At 69.3% G+C, this 16,716-nt stretch carries 17 protein-coding genes; 10 read left to right on the forward strand and 7 right to left on the reverse strand.

Annotated elements, in window-relative coordinates:
- Positions 1-4 precede the first annotated feature (4 nt).
- From CBM2588_RS23000 to CBM2588_RS23010, 3 genes are all read right to left on the reverse strand, one after another.
- Positions 5-1,129, reverse strand: coding sequence for an acyltransferase family protein (locus CBM2588_RS23000; protein ID WP_115682647.1), 1,125 nt, complete (start codon positions 1,127-1,129; stop codon positions 5-7).
- 161 nt (positions 1,130-1,290) lie between these two features.
- Positions 1,291-1,431, reverse strand: coding sequence for a hypothetical protein (locus tag CBM2588_RS23005; protein WP_172583653.1), 141 nt, complete (start codon positions 1,429-1,431; stop codon positions 1,291-1,293).
- Positions 1,428-2,693 carry an MFS transporter gene (locus CBM2588_RS23010; protein WP_115682648.1) on the reverse strand — a complete coding sequence of 422 codons (1,266 nt, stop codon included), beginning with the start codon at positions 2,691-2,693 and terminating at the stop codon, positions 1,428-1,430. The genes CBM2588_RS23005 and CBM2588_RS23010 overlap by 4 nt, the downstream gene beginning before the upstream one ends.
- 172 nt (positions 2,694-2,865) lie before the next feature.
- Between CBM2588_RS23010 and CBM2588_RS23015 the strand changes: the two genes are divergently transcribed.
- Positions 2,866-3,798 carry a LysR substrate-binding domain-containing protein gene (locus CBM2588_RS23015; protein ID WP_115682649.1) on the forward strand — a complete coding sequence of 311 codons (933 nt, stop codon included), beginning with the start codon at positions 2,866-2,868 and terminating at the stop codon, positions 3,796-3,798.
- Here CBM2588_RS23015 and CBM2588_RS23020 read toward each other — a convergent pair.
- The gene (locus CBM2588_RS23020; RefSeq protein ID WP_115682650.1) at positions 3,767-4,054 is read right to left on the reverse strand and encodes a DUF2917 domain-containing protein; all 288 of its coding nucleotides are present in this window, start codon (positions 4,052-4,054) and stop codon (positions 3,767-3,769) included. The two genes, CBM2588_RS23015 and CBM2588_RS23020, sit on opposite strands and share 32 nt — an antisense overlap.
- A 248-nt stretch (positions 4,055-4,302) precedes the next feature.
- Between CBM2588_RS23020 and CBM2588_RS23025 the strand changes: the two genes are divergently transcribed.
- The gene (locus CBM2588_RS23025) at positions 4,303-5,235 is read left to right on the forward strand and encodes an amino acid ABC transporter substrate-binding protein (RefSeq protein WP_115682651.1); all 933 of its coding nucleotides are present in this window, start codon (positions 4,303-4,305) and stop codon (positions 5,233-5,235) included.
- 185 nt (positions 5,236-5,420) lie between these two features.
- Entirely contained in the window at positions 5,421-5,738 is a 318-nt protein-coding gene (locus CBM2588_RS23030) for an amino acid ABC transporter permease (RefSeq protein WP_115682652.1), read from the forward strand.
- 94 nt (positions 5,739-5,832) lie between these two features.
- Here CBM2588_RS23030 and CBM2588_RS23035 read toward each other — a convergent pair whose 3' ends face one another.
- Positions 5,833-6,744 (reverse strand): hypothetical protein, encoded by a 912-nt coding sequence (locus tag CBM2588_RS23035; protein WP_115683700.1) that lies wholly within the window; start codon positions 6,742-6,744, stop codon positions 5,833-5,835.
- Between the two features lie 457 nt (positions 6,745-7,201).
- Between CBM2588_RS23035 and CBM2588_RS23040 the strand changes: the two genes are divergently transcribed.
- From CBM2588_RS23040 to CBM2588_RS23070, 7 genes are all read left to right on the forward strand, one after another.
- On the forward strand, positions 7,202-8,935 hold the full coding sequence (locus tag CBM2588_RS23040) for a glycosyltransferase family 39 protein (RefSeq protein ID WP_115682653.1): 1,734 nt from the start codon (positions 7,202-7,204) through the stop codon (positions 8,933-8,935).
- Positions 8,936-8,953: 18 nt separating this feature from the next.
- Entirely contained in the window at positions 8,954-9,325 is a 372-nt protein-coding gene (locus CBM2588_RS23045; RefSeq protein WP_012356262.1) for an EamA family transporter, read from the forward strand.
- A 52-nt stretch (positions 9,326-9,377) separates the two neighbouring features.
- Complete coding sequence (locus CBM2588_RS23050; RefSeq protein ID WP_115682654.1) at positions 9,378-10,550, forward strand: DegT/DnrJ/EryC1/StrS family aminotransferase; 1,173 nt, start codon at positions 9,378-9,380, stop codon at positions 10,548-10,550.
- Positions 10,547-11,503: a glycosyltransferase gene (locus CBM2588_RS23055; RefSeq protein WP_439897463.1), complete on the forward strand. Its 957-nt coding sequence runs from the start codon at positions 10,547-10,549 to the stop codon at positions 11,501-11,503. The genes CBM2588_RS23050 and CBM2588_RS23055 overlap by 4 nt, the downstream gene beginning before the upstream one ends.
- Entirely contained in the window at positions 11,503-12,444 is a 942-nt protein-coding gene (locus CBM2588_RS23060; protein WP_115682656.1) for a formyltransferase, read from the forward strand. Before CBM2588_RS23055 ends, CBM2588_RS23060 begins: the two co-directional genes overlap by 1 nt.
- Positions 12,441-12,809 (forward strand): NAD-dependent epimerase/dehydratase family protein, encoded by a 369-nt coding sequence (locus CBM2588_RS23065; RefSeq protein ID WP_439897464.1) that lies wholly within the window; start codon positions 12,441-12,443, stop codon positions 12,807-12,809. Before CBM2588_RS23060 ends, CBM2588_RS23065 begins: the two co-directional genes overlap by 4 nt.
- Positions 12,791-13,690, forward strand: coding sequence for a polysaccharide deacetylase family protein (locus CBM2588_RS23070; RefSeq protein ID WP_115682657.1), 900 nt, complete (start codon positions 12,791-12,793; stop codon positions 13,688-13,690). Before CBM2588_RS23065 ends, CBM2588_RS23070 begins: the two co-directional genes overlap by 19 nt.
- Positions 13,691-13,763: 73 nt before the next feature.
- Here the strand turns inward: CBM2588_RS23070 and CBM2588_RS23075 are convergent, their stop codons facing one another.
- Together CBM2588_RS23075 and CBM2588_RS23080 are read right to left on the reverse strand one after the other, a co-directional pair.
- The gene (locus CBM2588_RS23075; protein ID WP_231942246.1) at positions 13,764-15,869 is read right to left on the reverse strand and encodes a heavy metal translocating P-type ATPase; all 2,106 of its coding nucleotides are present in this window, start codon (positions 15,867-15,869) and stop codon (positions 13,764-13,766) included.
- Between the two features lie 340 nt (positions 15,870-16,209).
- Complete coding sequence (locus tag CBM2588_RS23080; RefSeq protein ID WP_115683701.1) at positions 16,210-16,620, reverse strand: VOC family protein; 411 nt, start codon at positions 16,618-16,620, stop codon at positions 16,210-16,212.
- Positions 16,621-16,716: the final 96 nt, after the last annotated feature.

Raw genomic sequence — 16,716 nt, forward strand, 5'->3', positions numbered from 1 at the left:
AGGGTTACATGGTCGGGCGGCTCGCCGAGCCCGGGCCCGAATCGCCTGCCGCGGCACCGCGGCCGCCCAGCAACGCCCGCAGTGCCGCGAGCGGCTGCGCGCTTTCGATGAAGCGGTAGAACAAGGCCCCGGCCACATTGCTCAGGGCCCAGGCCGCCGCCATGCCCAGGGCGTTCAGCACCGGCTGCCCCGGTGCCAGATGCGACACCAGCGCATTGACCACCAGGCACACCGGGAAATGAACCAGAAACACGGAATAGGAAATGCGCCCGAAGTAGCCCACCAGGCGCGCGCGCGGCCAGCGTTCCAGCCATTCGCCGCGGCGCGCCAGCGCCAGCAGCAGCGCGGTGGCCAGCGCCACGGCAATGCGCAGCCGGAAGTCCAGCAGCAGCGCGCCCAGCGCCACCGCGCCGAGCAGCGCCAGCGGCAGCAACGGCCGGCCGGGGGCGGACACCCAGTAGGCCAGCGTGCCCATGCCATAGGCACCGAAGAAATACACGGCCCAGATGTCCCAAGCGGCATCGCGGTTGAACCAGAACAGCGATGCCACGGCCGCAAGCGCGACCAGGCCGATGCTGACCGCCACGCCCGCCGCCGCACTGCCCCGCGACACCGCCCGCGCGGCCCACAGCGTGCCCAGCAGCAGCGCGAACAATTGCAGGTCGATGGCCACGTACCAGACCCCGGCCGACAAGGCGTCGACGTCGACGATGTCATGGAGCAGCGTCAGGTGCGCGAGCAACTGCCCCAGCGTGGGCGACGCGGGGATCGAGGCATGCGTCATCCAGTGCCGCGCCACGGCGGCGCCGGCAATGCTGAGCAGGATCGCCGCGGCAAACGGCACCACCAGTTTCTGGTAACGGCGCCACAGCAGCGACAGCGGGTGCTGGCGAATCTCCAGCCGTCCGTCGGGCGCCAGGCTGCGCGCCGCCAGGAAGCCGCTGATCACCAGGAACACCTGTACCGCGATGCGCGCGTAGTCATAGAGCCAGTCCACCAGCCCCGGCGCCAGTTGGTAGGCGGCGTCGGACATCGGTCCATAGAAGGCGAGGTGGTGCAGGACGATCAGTTGCGAACTGACGGCTTTGAGGGCGTCGATGCACGGCAGGCGCGACGGGCGGGAGCTCATTGTTATAGGGAGGATGCAAAAGGCACGGAAGGCGCGATTCTACCCGCTGCGCCATCCCTCAATGTGGCGCAATACATACATTGTGCGGGTTGGTTACACAGTGGCCCTGCTTGTTGCGAGTTCGACCTCCGCCGCGCCGTGGTAGCGGCGGTGGCCGGGGGTTACCGGCACAGCGCCAGCAGCGCGATCCACGCCTGGGCATGGGCCGGATCGAGCCACCCCGCCAGCGCCACGGCGCACACGACCGCGCCACCGAGTACCGACAGCCAGGCGGCGAGCGCGGTTGCGCCGGGCCGCCTCATGGCCGTGCCGGCGCCAGACCGGTGCGGGCGAGCTGGCGGTCGTCGATCGGCGAATGCAGCGCCGCGGCGACGATGCCCAGCGCCATGGCGCCGTACCAGACCGCGTCGTACGAGCGGGTCAGCTCGAACACCAGCCCGCCGAGCCACACGCCCATGAACGAGCCGAGCTGATGGCCCAGGAACACGAAGCCGAACAGCGTGGCGAGATAGCGCACGCCGAACACCTGGGCCAGGATGCCGTTGGTCAACGGCACCGTGCCCAGCCACAGCAACCCCATCGCCCCACTGAAGGCGTACAGCGTCGCCGGGCTCAGCGGCAGCAGCAGGAACATTGCCATCGCCGCGGTGCGCGCGAGGTAGATGCCGGCGAGCAGGTACTTCTTGCTGTGACGCCCGCCCAGCAGCCCGCACACATAGACACCGGCCACGTTGGCCAGCGCGATGATGGCGAGTGCCGCCATGCCGTCGGCCGCACGCATGCCGCGGTCCAGCAGATAGGCCGGCAGGTGGCTGGCGATGAAGGCAAGCTGGAAGCCGCACGCAAGAAAGCCCAGGTTGAGCAGCCAGAAGCCCGAATGGCCGAAGGCCTCGCGCACGGCGGCGCTCAGCGGCTGGCCCCCGGCCCCGTCCGCCGCGTGGTGGTCCGGCGCCGCCGCGCCGCGGTCCTGGAACGGAAGGGCCAGGGGCAACAGCACGGCCAGTGCCACGGCAAGCAGCAGCAGCGTACCCGCCCATCCTGTCCCCGCCAGCAGCGTCTGGACGCCCGGCACCAGCGCAAACTGGGCGACGCCACCGACGGCGCCGGCCAGCCCAAGCGCGCGGCTGCGCTGGTTGACCCCGGTCATCCGGCTGAGCGCGCCGTAGACCACGCCGAAGGTGGTGCCGGACAAGGCCACGCCGAGACAGAGGCCCGCCGACCACACCAGCGCCGTCGACGTATGCGCCAGCGTCATCCCATAGAGCCCCACGGCATACAGCGCCAGCCCGCCCGCCATCACCTTCCACGAGCCGTAGCGGTCGGCCAGCATGCCGGTGAAGGGCTGCGCCAGCCCCCAGGCCAGGTTCTGCACCGCCATCGCAAAGGCGAAGGTCTCGCGGGTCCAGCCGCGCTCGGCAATGATGGGCAGCATGAACAGCCCTTGCACATGGCGCACGCCCAGCGCCATCCCCATCAGCACGCCACCGGCCAGCACCAGCACCCACAGTTGCCGCCACCAGGGCGTGGCGCCGGAAGCGGACGAGCGTGGCAAATGGATGGTCATGGCAGCCTCTTGTCAATCCATGGCGCCTGCAGGCGCGATGGCTCTATTGCAAGCGACGGCAGGCCTTGCTTCAACCGATCTTTCGGTCGTCCTGCCATGCGCACCACGCATGGCAGGAGCATCCCGGATCGTGCTGTAATGAGGTCTCGCGCGTCTGCCCGGAGCTCACTGCATGTCCACCCCGCTGGTTCGCCTGTTCTCGCTCGACCTGCTCAAGGGCTTCGTCGCCGTCGGCCGGCGCATGAGCATTACGCAGGCGGCGGACGACCTGTGCCTGACCCAGTCGGCGGTAAGCCGCCAGATCCATGCGCTGGAGGCGCAGTTGAAGGTGCAGCTGTTCGTGCGCAAGCATCGCGGCGTCGCCTTCACCGCCGAGGGGGAGCGCCTGTTTCGCAGCGCCGACAGCGCGCTGCAGCAGCTGCAGGACGTGGTGGCCGAGGTGCGCCGCGGCGAGGGCCGGCAGCCGGTCACCGTCACCGCCAGCATCGGCGTGACCGGCCTGTGGCTGCTGCCACGGCTGGGCAGCCTGCAGCAGGCCCACCCGCACCTGGATGTGCGCCTGTCGGCCAGCAACCGTATCAGCGACCTGCGAGAAGAGGGCATCGACCTTGCGGTGCGCTATTGCCGCGACGCCGCGGCGCCGCCCGATGCCGTGCGCCTGTTCGGCGAGCACATCGCCCCGATCGCGCATCCGTCGCTGCTGGCCGCGCTCGGGCCGCACAGCGATGCGCTGCTGCAGCTACCGCTGCTGGAATTCGACGATCCGCGCCCGTGGCTGCAATGGCGCAGCTGGCTGGCCGCGCGCGACCTGCGCCAGGCCAGCCAGCGCGGCATGCTGCGCTTCAACCAGTATGACCAGGTCATCCAGGCGGCGCTGGCGGGGCAAGGCGTCGCGCTGGGCCGGCTCGAACTGGTGCGGCCGCTGGTCGACGGCGGCCAGCTGGCGCTGGTGCCGACCGCGCGGCAAGCGCCGCCAAGCCCGAACGCCTACTGGCTGATCCAGGCCGCCGCGCAGCCGCGCGCCGACGTCAAACGCGTGGCGCAGTGGATCTGCCAGGAAGCCGCGCACACGGTCAAGTCGCCCGCGCGCGCCGCAGCCAGCTGAACCGCAGCGGGCCAGCCCCGCGCGGTGGCGCTTCGATCCGGCACAGCGCCGGGCCCGCGCCGTGCAACGCCGCGACAAAGACCTCGGCGTCCGCTTGCAGCCTATGGCGCTCGCCTGGGGCCAGCAACACATCGGGCGACGGCCGCCCCGGCACCTCGAAGGTCAGCCACAGGTTGCCGCCGCGGCAGACCAGTTCCGTGCCGGCGCGCAACCGCAGGCCGAGGCATTCCGCTTCCAGGGAAAAAGTGCGTGACATGAAAGGCTCCGGTTAGGGCCTTTTCATTGTGCTGAGCGGCGTCGCGCCTCGCCATGAGCAATGCGGCGGGCAGCCATGCCCGCGGCGCATGCGTGCACGGCATGCGACGCACCCGGCTTCCGTGTCGCCGCGTGGACTCAGAATTTGCTTATGACGAGAATGTCCTTCGCCCCACCATGACTGGGGTATACCCTAGCGTCTTCGCCGCATTGCCGGCTGGTTTCCCCCTTTTCCCCCTTTTCCCCCGCATGTCTGCCTTTGCCCTGACCGCCCGCCTTCCCCGCGCCCTCCGCCCGCTCGCGGCAATCCTGCTCGCCGCCGGCGCCGCCGCCGCCATGCTGGCCCCGGCAGCGGCGCATGCCCAAAGCCCGGTGCTCGACAAGATCCGCGACGCCGGCACCATCGTGCTGGGCTACCGCGAATCGGCGCTGCCGTTCTCGTTTGCCGACGACAAGGGCCAGCCGGCCGGCTATGCCGTCGACCTGTGCCTGCGCGCGGCCGAGGCGGCGCGCCAGAAGCTCGGCCTGAAGGACCTGAAGGTGCGCTGGATGCCGCTCACGCCGCAGAACCGCATTCCGGCGGTGGTGAACGGGCTGGTCGACCTCGATTGCGCCCCCAACACCAACTCGCTCGAGCGCCAGAAGCAGGTTGCGTTCAGCGTCTCGCACTATGTGTCGACGGTGCGGATGCTGGTCCGCGCCGACTCGGGCATCCGCTCGTTCGGAGACCTGCGCGGCAAGACCGTGGTCACCAGCGCGGGCTCGACCGGCGACCGCCACGTGCGCCGCTTCAAGGGCCAGTACGGCTATCACGACGTCTACGCCAAGGACCACGGCGAATCGTTCCTGCTGCTGGAATCGGGCCGCGCCCAGGCCTTCGTGATGGACGACGTGCTGCTGGCCGGACTGCGCGCGCGCGCCAAGGATCCTTCGCAATACGTCATCGTCGGCCCGGCGCTGTCGGTCGAGCAGAACGCGCTGATGCTGTCCAAGGCCGATCCGGAGTGGAAGCGCCTGGTCGACCAGACCCTGGCCACGACCTTTGCCGGCCCCGAAGTCCAGGCGCTGCAGCAGCGCTGGTTCCAGCAGCCCATCGGCAGTCGCGGCATCAACCTGGCGCTGGCGCCTTCGGGCGAGGTGCGCGCGGCCTGGAAGCATCCGTCCGACGCGGTCACCGAATAAGCGCGCCGGCGGCGCCATGCGCAATCGCGCTGGCGCCGCAATTCAGGGTTTCCATGAGTTCGTCGCGCCGGGCAAGCCCCAAGTTGACAGTCGTGAAGGATGTTGGCGACACTGGCCCGAGCCATCCCTGTGCAGGGCAGGCCAAAGACACGACCGCCCGACGGCGGCATATCTCAGGAGAAACCATGAACAAGTTCGTCGCGACCGCGATCGCACTCTGCCTTGGCGCCGCTTCGCTGGCCGTGCAGGCACAAACCGGCGGCAAGCAGCAGTTCGATCCGTATTCCCAGGGTGCCAAGTCGGGCGAGAAGTTCGACCCGTACAGCCAGGGCGCCAAGGCCGGCGACAAGTTCGATCCGTACAGCCAGGGGGCGAACAAGAGCACCCGCACCGACCTGACCGACCCGTCCGCCGCCGACAAGAAGCCGGCCAAGCAAGGCACCAAGAAAAAGAACAACAAGAGCAGCAAGAAGAAAGCCACCCCCGCTCCGGCCGCCAGCTGAACCACGGCTGCCCCGGATACAAAAAAACCCGCCGCGGCGGGTTTTTTTGTGCCCTCGCGGGCTAGGTGGCCATGGCGCCGGCCACGGGCATCTGCTACGGCGCCTGCGTGTCGCGCTCCAGCGCGGTGACATCGACGCGCTGCACCTTGTCGTCCTGGCGCACCTCGGTGCGCAGCACGAAAGCCTCGGCCGGGCAGTACCAGTCGGTGACGTGCATCACGGTGGGCTCGACCTGCACCAGTTCGCCACCGATCATCAGCGGCCCGAGCGAGGTGCGCTTGTCGTAGGAAATCGGCTGGCATTGCTTGCGGCCCATCAGGGTGTCGAGCATCTGCAGCCTGCCCACGTGGCGCGAACCGATATGGATGGTGGCCCGCTGCGCGTCCATGGTGCTGACCGCTTCATCGGAGCCCAGCGGATAGACCTTCAGCGAGACGCTGGAACTGAACACTTCGCCCTCCAGCGTGGTGCCTTCGCGCAGGTCCAGGCCGGCGTAGTTGAACACCCCCTTGCCGCGGAACGCCGCCTCGCCATACATGCGTGCATAGCGGGCGCGCGCGTTGATGACGGCATGCTGGCTTTCGATGCTGGTCTGCGCCTCGGGCGCACTGCGCTCGATCACCACCTCGTGGACCTGGTTGGTGATCACCGGCGGCCCCATCAGCGCCGACAGCGCCGACTTGGAATTGACCTCGAGCTGGGCGCGGCACCCGGTCGGGCTGCGCTTTACATCGCGCAGGGTCATGCGAATCGACATCGGCATCACGCCGTCGCCTTCCATCTGCACATGAGAGCCGGAGCTGAACCACGGCGCGTTGCACAGCACCGCCGCGGCGGCGGCCTGCGCCTGGCTGGCCGCCGCCTGGGCGATGCCGCCGGTGCCGGGCAGCACCGCCATGCCCTGGGCGCCGGCGGGTTGGGCGGAGAGCGTCCCAAACAACGCCACGAACGCCGCCGCGCACGCCAACAGGCCGGCCTGCCGGATTTGCTGAACCCCTGTCTTCACGTCGATCCCCGTCTGGATTGTCCCGCGCCCGGACTCGGCGCCCGTGCCGCTGATATCTGACTGCATCACCTCGGAATTATGGCGTTTTTGTTGCGCATGTAACTGGTCATTTCACGCCGCCGTCGGTCTAACAGCCATGCCGACGACGATGCCGGGGCTCCTTCACCGGTTCGGTCGGCCACATATGCTTTATACATCTCATTTCTCAGACAACGGGCGCCGCCGCCACTTCCGGCGTCCGTCCGGAGTGACTTGGCCGCCGTGCTACCATTGCGCGCCTTGCGTATTCCAGCGGTTGTGGCGTTCCAAGCGCCTGGCGGTCACGGCGCGCCTGCAGTGCGCTCGCGCGGACATTCCGGTCCGGTGTCCACCGCCAGGCCCGGCTCTGCGTTGTGATGGCTTCCTCATCGCCACGCGACGCCCGAGACCTGGTTCGCCGCGCTTTTCCAGGAGATCCATGCGTAGTTCATCGACCTCGCGGTTTGTCGCCGCGCCGTCCATCGGAGCCACCGCAAGTACCGTCATGCTGGTTGGCCTGCTGATCCTGCTGGTCTGGTTCGGTACCCTGGACATGCGCCACCTGCTGCGCTCCGATGAAGGCCGCTACGCCGAGATTGCCCGCGAGATGGTCGCCACCGGCGACTGGGTCACGATCCGCTACCACGAACTCAAGTATTTCGAGAAACCGCCCTTCCACATGTGGGTGACGGCGCTGGCCTACACCCTGTTTGGCGTCGGCGACTGGCAGGCGCGCCTGTGCGTGGCGTTGTCCGGCATGCTCGGCATCGGCGTGTCGATGCTGGCCGCGGCCCGCTGGTACGGCTGCCGCGTGGCGATGCTGACCGGGCTGGTGCTGGTGTCGACGCCGATGTGGAATGTCGCCGGCCACTTCAATTCGCTCGACATGACGCTGTCCGCTGCCATGGCATGCGTGCTCGCCTGCATGCTGCTGGCCCAGCATCCGGCGGCCACGCCGGCCGTGCGGCGCAACTGGATGCTGGCGTGCTGGGCGGCGATGGGGGTGGCGGTGCTGGTCAAGGGCCTGGTCGGCCTGGCCTTGCCCGGCCTGGTGCTGGTGGTCTATACGCTGGCGACGCGCGACTGGAAGCTGTGGGGCCGCCTGCATCTGCTGGCCGGCGTCGCGGTGCTGCTGGCGGTCACGGTGCCGTGGTTCTGGCTGGTGTCCGAACGCAACCCGGAGTTCCTGCGCTTCTTCTTTATCCACGAGCACTGGCAGCGCTACACCTCCAACGTGCACCACCGCGAGGGCGCGCTCTGGTTCTTCGTGCCGCTGCTGCTGGGCGGCTTCCTGCCCTGGCTGGGCCTGGTGCCGCAGATGTGGCAGGCGGTGCGCGATCGCGCCGGCGTGGCGCGCGGCAATGCGCCGCGGCCGTTCCAGCCGGCGCTGCTGGCCGGGCTGTGGGCGGTGGCGATCTTCGTTTTCTTCAGCCTGTCCGGCTCCAAGCTGCCGGGCTATATCGTGCCGGTCTTCCCCGCGCTGGCGCTGCTTGCCGGCGTGGCGCTGGATACCACCACGGAACGCGCGTGGCGCTGGCAGGTCAATGCCATGGTCGCGCTCGGCGTGATCGGGCTGATCGCGATGCCGTTCGTCGGCATGATGGAAAAGCCGGGCACGCCCAATGCGGTGTATCGTGAGTTTGCCGCATGGCTCGCGGTCGCCTTTGCCGTGATGCTGGGCGGCGCGCTGCTGGCTCGCCGGCTGCTGCGCACGCGCGGCGTGTTCCCCAGCATGGTGGCCTATGCGCTGGCCATGTTGCTCTGCGCCACGGTCGGACTGCGTGCCCACGAAGTGATGGGCCGGCCGGCTTCCGGCGCTGACCTGGTGCCCGCGATCAATGCCGTGCTGGCGCCGGACATGCCGCTGTACAGCGTGCGGCTGCTGGACCACACGCTGCCGTTTTACCTGCGCCGCACGACGATCCTGGTCGAGCATCCGGACGAACTCGAATTCGGCATCAGACAAGAGCCGCAGAAGTGGATCCCGAGCGTCGACCAGTTCATTGCGCGCTGGCAGGACGGCCAGCGCGCGGTGGCGATCATGGCGCCGCAGACCTACGCCGCGCTGGCCGCGCGCGGCGTGCCGATGCACAAGATCGCCGGCGACCGCCGGCGCGTGGCGGTCGCCAATTTCGCCCTGCCCGGACCGCCAGCACAGACGCAAGCACCGTAATCCGCCAACCGCCTTGCCATGACGCTTTCCACCTTTGCTTTCATCCTGACCGGCGTGCTGCTGAATGCGGCGGCGCAGCTGCTGCTCAAGGCCGGCGTCAACGCCGTCGGCGCCATCACGCTGGATCGCGGCACGCTGCTGGTCACGGCCCTGCGCGTGCTGACGCAATGGCCGGTGCTGGCCGGGCTCACGCTGTACGTGGTCAGCGTGGGGGTCTGGATCGTGGGCCTGTCGCGCGTCGATGTGTCGATCGCCTATCCGATGCTGTCGCTGGGCTATGTGGTCAATGCGCTCGCGGCCTGGTGGCTGTTCGGCGAGATCATCGGCCCCTTGCGCGTGGCCGGCATCCTGCTGATACTGGCGGGCGTCTTCCTGATCGCCCGCTCCTGAAGGCTGTCCGCGCCTTCGCCTGGCCTGACCGCCGCTGCCTCCTTCGCCTGCCATGACCGCTTCCGCTCCCGCCTTCCTGCCGTTTGTGCGGCCCGAGATCGACGCCGCCGCCATTGCCGAAGTCGGCAAGGTGCTGGCCTCGGGCTGGATCACCTCCGGACCGAAGATGCAGGCCTTCGAGGCCGCGCTGTCCGACCTGTTCGGCGGGCGCCCGGTGCGCACCTTCGCCAACGGCTCGGCAACGATGGAAATCGCGCTGCGCATCGCCGACATCGGCCCCGGCGATGAAGTCATCACCACGCCGATCACGTGGGTCGCCACCGCCAACGTGGTGGTGGCCGTGGGGGCGAAACCGGTGTTCGTCGACATCGACCCGCGCACGCGCAACCTGGACCTCGATGCGGTCGAGGCCGCCATCACGCCGCGCACGCGCGCCATCATGCCGGTCTACCTGTCCGGGCTGCCGGTCGACATGGAGCGCCTGTACGCGATCGCCGCCAGGCACGGGCTGCGCGTGATCGAAGACGCGGCCCAGGCGATCGACTCGCGCTGGCGCGGCCAGCGCATCGGCGCCTTCGGCGACCTGGTCAGCTTCAGCTTCCAGGCCAACAAGAACATCACCACCATCGAAGGCGGCTGCCTGGTGATGAACACGCCCGAGGAAGCCGTGCGCGCCGAGCGCCTGCGGCTGCAGGGCGTGATCCGCACCGGCCTGGACGGCATGGATGTCGAGGAGCCGGGCGGCAAGTTCAACCTGACCGATGTCAACGCCGCGGTCGGCCTGGCCCAGCTGGAGCGGCTCGATGCCATCACCGCGCGCCGCGCCGAACTGGCCGACACCTATTTCCGCTGCGCCGCCGACCGCGGCCTGCAGGCCCTCGGCATCGAACTGCCGCAGGCGCTGGACCCGCAGGCGGCCACCACCAACTGGCACATGTTCCAGGTGGTGCTGCCGACCGACCGCATGCGGGGCGGGCCGGCACAGGCGCGGCAGAAGCTCATGGAAGCCATGCGCGAGCGCGGCATCGGCACCGGCGTGCACTACCCGCCGGTCCATCTTTTCACTTACTACCGCTCACTCGGCTGGCGCGAAGGCATGCTGCCGAACGCCGAGCGCATCGGGCGCGGTATCGTCACGCTGCCGCTGTTCCCGGCGATGCAAGCCTCGGACGTGGAGCGGGTCTGCGCAATCCTCAGCGAAACATGCAAACGTCTTTCCCAATGAGCCCGGTCCAGGTCTCGGTCGTCATTCCGGTCTACAACGAAGAAGACGGGCTGCAAGCCCTGTTCGATCGCCTCTATCCGGCGCTGGATGGCCTCGGCGAATCCTACGAGATCATCTTCATCAACGACGGCAGCGTCGACCGCTCGGCGCAGCTGCTGGCGGCGCAGTTCCACAAGCGCCCGGACGTGACCCGGGTGGTGCTGTTCAATGGCAATTTCGGCCAGCACATGGCGATCCTGGCGGGCTTCGAGCACACCCGCGGCAAGATCGTGATCACGCTCGACGCCGACCTGCAGAATCCCCCCGAGGAAATCCCGCGCCTGGTCGAGACCATGCGCGCCGGCCACGACTACGTCGGCACCATCCGCCGCCAGCGCAACGACACCGCGTTCCGCCGCTATGCCTCGCGTGCGATGAACCGGCTGCGCGAGCGCATCACCAGGATCCGCATGACCGACCAGGGCTGCATGCTGCGCGCCTATGACCGCAGCGTGATCGACACCATCAACGCCTGCCGCGAGGTCAATACCTTCATCCCGGCGCTGGCGTACACCTTTGCCGCGAACCCGGTCGAGATCGAAGTCGGCCACGAGCAGCGCCACGCGGGTGAATCGAAATACTCGCTGTACCAGCTGATCCGCCTGAATTTCGACCTGGTCACCGGCTTCTCGATCGTGCCGCTGCAGTGGTTCTCGGCCATCGGCACCTTGCTGTCGCTGCTGTCGGGGGTGCTGTTCGTGGTGCTGCTGGTGCGGCGCTTCGTGCTGGGTTCCGAAGTGCAGGGGCTGTTCACGCTGTTCGCCATGAACTTCTTCCTGATCGGCATCCTGCTGTTCGGCGTGGGCCTGCTGGGCGAATACGTCGGCCGCATCTACCAGGAAGTGCGCGACCGCCCGCGCTACCGCATCAAGGCCATCCTCGAGGCCGACCCGGCCCGCACCGTGGAGCCATGATGCGCGCCGTCGTCTTTGCCTATCACAATGTCGGCGACCGCTGCCTGCGCGTACTGCATGCGCGCGGCGTGGAGGTGGCGCTGGTGATCACCCACCGCGACCGGCCCGACGAGAACATCTGGTTCCGCCGCGTGGCGGACACCGCCGCCGAGCTGGGCGTGCCGTTCCTCTATGGCGAGGACCCGGCCGATCCCGCTGTCGAACAGGCAGTGCGCGACGCGCGCCCGGATGTCATCTTCTCGTTCTACTATCGCGCCATGATCCCCGCCGGCGTGCTGGCGCTGGCGCCGGGCGGCGCGTTCAACATGCACGGCTCGCTGCTGCCGAAGTACCGCGGCCGCGTGCCGGTCAACTGGGCAGTGCTGCACGGCGAGACCGAGACCGGCGCCACGCTGCACGTGATGGAAGCCAGGCCGGACGCGGGCGATATCGTCGACCAGACCGCCGTGCCGATCCTGCCCGACGATACCGCCGGCGAAGTGTTCGAGAAGGTCACCGTGGCGGCCGAGCAGACGCTGTGGCGCGCGCTGCCCGCGATGATGGCAGGACAGACGCCGCGCCGCCCGAACCGGCTGGCCGAAGGCAGCTATTACTCGGGGCGCAAGCCCGAGGACGGCCGCATCGACTGGAACCGGTCCGCCGCCGAGGTCTACAACCTGATCCGCGCGGTCGCACCGCCCTACCCCGGCGCGTTCACGGAAGTTGGCGGGCAGCGCTTCATCGTGGCGCAGGCACGCCGGCCGCTGCCGGGTGCGGTGCCGCCGATTGCCGCCGGCACGCCAACCGGCCTGCAGGTGCGCGACGGCCAGGTCATCGGCGTGTGCGGCGACGGCGGCCTGGTCATCGTCACGCGGCTAGCGGCACCGGACGGCGCTGCCGTCACGCCGCAGGCGCTTGCCCTGCATCTCCATACCGAACAGTCCGACGAGGGAAACCGATGAAAAAGGTCCTGATTCTCGGCGTCAACGGCTTCATCGGCCACCACCTGACGCGCCGCATCCTGGAAACCACGCCGTGGGAGGTCTACGGCATGGACATGAACACGGACCGCCTGGGCGACCTCGTCGACCATCCGCGCATGCACTTCTTCGAGGGCGACNCTTCTACGGCAAGGGCTACCAGGACGTGCAGCACCGCGTGCCGAAGATCGACAACACCATCGAGGAGCTGGGCTGGCGCCCCGAGATCGGCATGGAAGCGTCGCTGCGGCGCATCTTCGAGGCGTACCGGGGCAAGGTGGTCGAGGCCCGCACGCTGGTCGATTCCGGCAACTGAGCGCGCACCCACATGGCACGGATCGCCCTGAAGGTCGACGTCGACACGCTGCGCGGCACGCGCCAGGGCGTGCCCCGGCTGCTGTCGCTGCTGGCGGCCGCGCAGGCGCAGGCCACCTTCCTGTTCAGCCTGGGCCCGGACCATACCGGCTGGGCGCTGCGGCGTGTGTTCCGCCCCGGTTTCCTGCGCAAGGTGTCGCGCACCTCGGTGGTGTCGAACTACGGCCTGCGCACGCTGATGTACGGCGTGCTGCTGCCCGGCCCGGATATCGGCCGCAAGGGCGCCGCCGAGATGCGCGCCGCGCGCGCCGCCGGGCATGAATGCGGCATCCACACCTGGGACCACGTCTACTGGCAGGACAACGTGCGCGAGCGCGATGCCGCCTGGACCCGCGACCAGATGCAGCGCGCCTTCGCGCGCTTTCGCGAAATCTTCGGCGAGCCCCCCGCCACGCACGGCGCCGCCGGCTGGCAGATGAACGAGGCCGCGTTCCGCCAGATCGATATCTGGGACATGGCCTACGCGTCCGACGGCCGCGGCACCGCGCCCTATATCCCCACCATCGGCGGCGTGCCATGCCGCCACGTGCAGATGCCGACCACGCTGCCGACGCTGGACGAGCTGATCGGCACCGACGGCCTGACCGAGGACAACGTCCACACGGCCCTGCTGAAGCTGACCGAAGGCACGCGCGACCATGTGTTCACGCTGCATGCCGAGCTCGAAGGCGGCAAGCTCGCGCCCGTGTTCGAACGGCTGCTGGCAGGCTGGCGCGCGCAGGGGCACGAGCTGGTGTCGATGGGCACGTGGTATCGCGGGCTGGATTGCGCGGCGCTGCCGCGCCTGCCGGTCACGTGGGGGGAGATTCCGGGGCGCAGCGGGGAGTTGATCGTGCAGCCTGCTCCAGGCTGACGAACCGTCGCACCAAGCGATTGTGTACTCCCTCTCCCGCACGCGAGAGAGGCGAGCAAACCAGCGGTGATGCTCACCCCCCGCGCCGCGCCCCCACCCGCAGCCCGTTGAACACCACCAGCAGGCTCGCCCCCATGTCGGCGAACACCGCTATCCACATCGTCCCCATCCCCAGCACCGTCAGCACCAGGAACACGGCCTTGATGCCCAGCGCCAGCGCGATGTTCTGCCTGAGGATGGTGGCGGTGCGGCGCGACAGCCGCACGAAGGCGGGGATCTTGCGCAGGTCGTCGTCCATCAGCGCCACGTCGGCGGTCTCGATCGCGGTGTCGGTGCCCGCGGCACCCATGGCGAAGCCGACGTCGGCACGCGCCAGCGCCGGGGCGTCGTTGATGCCGTCGCCGACCATGCCGATGCGGCCGCCGCGGGCATGGGCCGCGTCGGCCAGCGCGGCGATGGCATCGGCCTTGTCCTGCGGCAGCTGATTGCCGCGGGCCTCGTCGATGCCGACCTGCGCCGCGATCGCCTGTGCCGTGTGCGGGTTATCGCCGGACAGCATCAGCGTCTTGACCCCCAGCGCATGCAGCTCGGCAATCGCCTGGCGGCTGGTGTCGCGCACGGTGTCGGCCACCGCGAACAGCGCCAGCGCGGTGGCCGCGCCGCGGCCGTCCACCCGCGCCAGCAGCACCACGGTCTTGCCCTCGCGCTCCAGCGCCTCCAGCCGCGCTTCCAGCGCCGGCGAGCACGCGCCCATCTCATGCACCAGCCGATGGTTGCCGAGCCGGTATTCGACGCCCTGCACCGTGCCGCGCGTGCCGCGCCCCGCCAGCGCCTCGAACGCTTCCACCGGCAGCGTGGCGATGCCGTCGGCCTGCGCCGCCGTGGCCACCGCGCGCGAGACCGGATGGTCGGAGCGCGCCGCCAGGCTGGCGGCAATGGCGCGCGCGTGCGGGACATCGTCGGCCAGCAGCGCATGGTCGGTCTGCGCCGGCTTGCCGTGCGTGATGGTGCCGGTCTTGTCCAGCGCCACCCAGGCCAGCTCGCGGCCCTGCTCCAGGTAGACCCCGCCCTTGACCAGGATGCCGCGCCGCGCGGCCGCGGCCAACCCGCTGACGATGGTGACCGGGGTCGAGATCACCAGCGCGCACGGGCAGGCGATCACCAGCAGCACCAGCGCCTTGTAGATCCAGTCCACCCAGCCGCCGCCCGCCAGCAGCGGCGGCACCACCGCCACCGCCAGCGCGATCGCGAACACCGTGGGCGTGTAGATGCGCGCAAACTGGTCGACAAAGCGCTGCGTGGGCGCGCGGCTGCCCTGCGCGGCCTCCACCGCGTGGATGATGCGCGCCAGCGTCGAGTCGCTGGCGGGCGCGGTCACGGTGTATTCCAGTTCGCCGGACTGGTTGATCGAGCCCGCGTAGAGCGCATCGCCCTCGGCCTTGTCGACCGGCACGCTTTCGCCGGTGATGGGCGCCTGGTCCAGCGCCGACTGGCCGCGCACGACCTTGCCGTCGAGCGCCACGCGCTCGCCCGGGCGCAGCCGCACCAGCGTGCCCACGGCCACCCCGGCGGCCGGCACGATGTCCCAGCTGCCATCGGCGCGCCGTACCGTGGCCTGCTCGGGCGCCATCGCCATCAGGCCGCGGATGGCATTGCGGGCCCGGTCCAGCGACGCCGCCTCGATGCGCTCGGCCAGCGCGAACAGCACCATGACCATCGCCGCTTCCGGCCACTGGCGCAGCAGCAGCGCGCCGGTCACGGCAATGCTCATCAGCGCGTTGATGTTCAGGTTGCCGTTGCGCAACGCGATCCAGCCCTTGCGGTAGGTAGTGAGCCCGCCCAGCGCCACGGCGGCCAGCGCCAGCACCGCCGGCAGCCAGGGCAGCCCCAGGCCCAGCCATTCCGTCGCCTCGGCCCCCAGCGCTGCGACACCGGCCAGCGCCAGCGGCCACCAGGGCTTGCGTGCGGTGGTTTCGGGCAGGACCTGCTGCGCGGCTTCGGCGCTGAGCGGGACCGGCCGCATGCCCAGGCTTTCGATGGCGCGGGCCACCGGCTCCGTCGACGGCAGCGTATGGTGCACCGTCAGCACGCGCTGGATCAGGTTGAATTCGAGCGCGGCGATGCCGGCCATGCCACCCAGCTTGTTGCGGATCAGCGTTTCTTCGGTGGGGCAATCCATGGCGTCGATGCGCCAGGCAGCGGTGCTGGCGCCGGCCGGTACCTCGACCCGAGGCGGCGTCGGCGCGACGGTGGACGCACACCCGCCGCCGCAACACGCGGCAGGTGCCGGCTCCGGGGCGGGAGCGTGAGCGTGGCCGTGGTGATCGTGATCATGCGCATGGCAGGCGCCATGCTGCCCATCGTGCTTGATGGCGTGATCGTGTGGAAGAGCGTCTTCAGGTGACGTGCGAGCCATGTCTTGTTGTTCGCGCTGGTTTGACCTGATGACATTGAAGACCCTGTAGTGGCTACAGAGTCAAGCGGCATGGCCGCCGTGCCGGCCATGCCCCGGCGGGCCGCTAGTGCTCGCAGTTGACCATCCACGACATGCCGAAGCGGTCCACCAGCATGCCGAAGCCTTCGGCCCAGAAGGTCTTCTGGTATGGCACCACCACCTGCCCGCCTTCGCTCAGCCCTTCGAAGATGCGCTGGCCTTCGTCGCGGCTGACTCCGCCCACCGACAGGCTGAAGCCGCTGAACGCCGGGCGCTCGCCGGGACGGCCGTCCGAGGCCATCACCTGGTTCTCGCCGATCTGCAGGTTGGCGTGCATCACCTTGTCTTTCCAGTCCTCGGGCACCGCCATGCCCTGGTCCTGCGGCGCTTCCTTGTAGCGCATCGCAAACGTGACCTGCGCACCCAGCACCTTGCCGTAAAAGGCCACTGCCTCGTCGAAGCGGCCGCCGAAATCCAGATAGGGTTGCACCTGCATGTAGCTCTCCTGGTTGTCCATCGGTTTGCATGACATGAGACCGGCGGGCACTGCGGGTTGCAGCGCGGCCGGCACGCGCGCCATTATGCGCGCGCG

The sequence above is a fragment of the Cupriavidus taiwanensis genome (assembly GCF_900250075.1).
Lineage (GTDB): Bacteria > Pseudomonadota > Gammaproteobacteria > Burkholderiales > Burkholderiaceae > Cupriavidus > Cupriavidus taiwanensis_C.

What these genes read in the sequence shown, in the direction of transcription:
- CBM2588_RS23000 (WP_115682647.1), bottom strand. Translation starts at nt 1,129, where the DNA reads ATGAGCTCCCGCCCGTCGCGCCTGCCGTGCATCGACGCCCTCAAAGCC.
- CBM2588_RS23005 (WP_172583653.1), bottom strand. Translation starts at nt 1,431, where the DNA reads ATGAGGCGGCCCGGCGCAACCGCGCTCGCCGCCTGGCTGTCGGTACTC.
- CBM2588_RS23010 (WP_115682648.1), bottom strand. Translation starts at nt 2,693, where the DNA reads ATGACCATCCATTTGCCACGCTCGTCCGCTTCCGGCGCCACGCCCTGG.
- CBM2588_RS23015 (WP_115682649.1), top strand. Translation starts at nt 2,866, where the DNA reads ATGTCCACCCCGCTGGTTCGCCTGTTCTCGCTCGACCTGCTCAAGGGC.
- CBM2588_RS23020 (WP_115682650.1), bottom strand. Translation starts at nt 4,054, where the DNA reads ATGTCACGCACTTTTTCCCTGGAAGCGGAATGCCTCGGCCTGCGGTTG.
- CBM2588_RS23025 (WP_115682651.1), top strand. Translation starts at nt 4,303, where the DNA reads ATGTCTGCCTTTGCCCTGACCGCCCGCCTTCCCCGCGCCCTCCGCCCG.
- CBM2588_RS23030 (WP_115682652.1), top strand. Translation starts at nt 5,421, where the DNA reads ATGAACAAGTTCGTCGCGACCGCGATCGCACTCTGCCTTGGCGCCGCT.
- CBM2588_RS23040 (WP_115682653.1), top strand. Translation starts at nt 7,202, where the DNA reads ATGCGTAGTTCATCGACCTCGCGGTTTGTCGCCGCGCCGTCCATCGGA.
- CBM2588_RS23045 (WP_012356262.1), top strand. Translation starts at nt 8,954, where the DNA reads ATGACGCTTTCCACCTTTGCTTTCATCCTGACCGGCGTGCTGCTGAAT.
- CBM2588_RS23050 (WP_115682654.1), top strand. Translation starts at nt 9,378, where the DNA reads ATGACCGCTTCCGCTCCCGCCTTCCTGCCGTTTGTGCGGCCCGAGATC.
- CBM2588_RS23055 (WP_439897463.1), top strand. Translation starts at nt 10,547, where the DNA reads ATGAGCCCGGTCCAGGTCTCGGTCGTCATTCCGGTCTACAACGAAGAA.
- CBM2588_RS23060 (WP_115682656.1), top strand. Translation starts at nt 11,503, where the DNA reads ATGCGCGCCGTCGTCTTTGCCTATCACAATGTCGGCGACCGCTGCCTG.
- CBM2588_RS23070 (WP_115682657.1), top strand. Translation starts at nt 12,791, where the DNA reads ATGGCACGGATCGCCCTGAAGGTCGACGTCGACACGCTGCGCGGCACG.
- CBM2588_RS23075 (WP_231942246.1), bottom strand. Translation starts at nt 15,869, where the DNA reads ATGGATTGCCCCACCGAAGAAACGCTGATCCGCAACAAGCTGGGTGGC.
- CBM2588_RS23080 (WP_115683701.1), bottom strand. Translation starts at nt 16,620, where the DNA reads ATGCAGGTGCAACCCTATCTGGATTTCGGCGGCCGCTTCGACGAGGCA.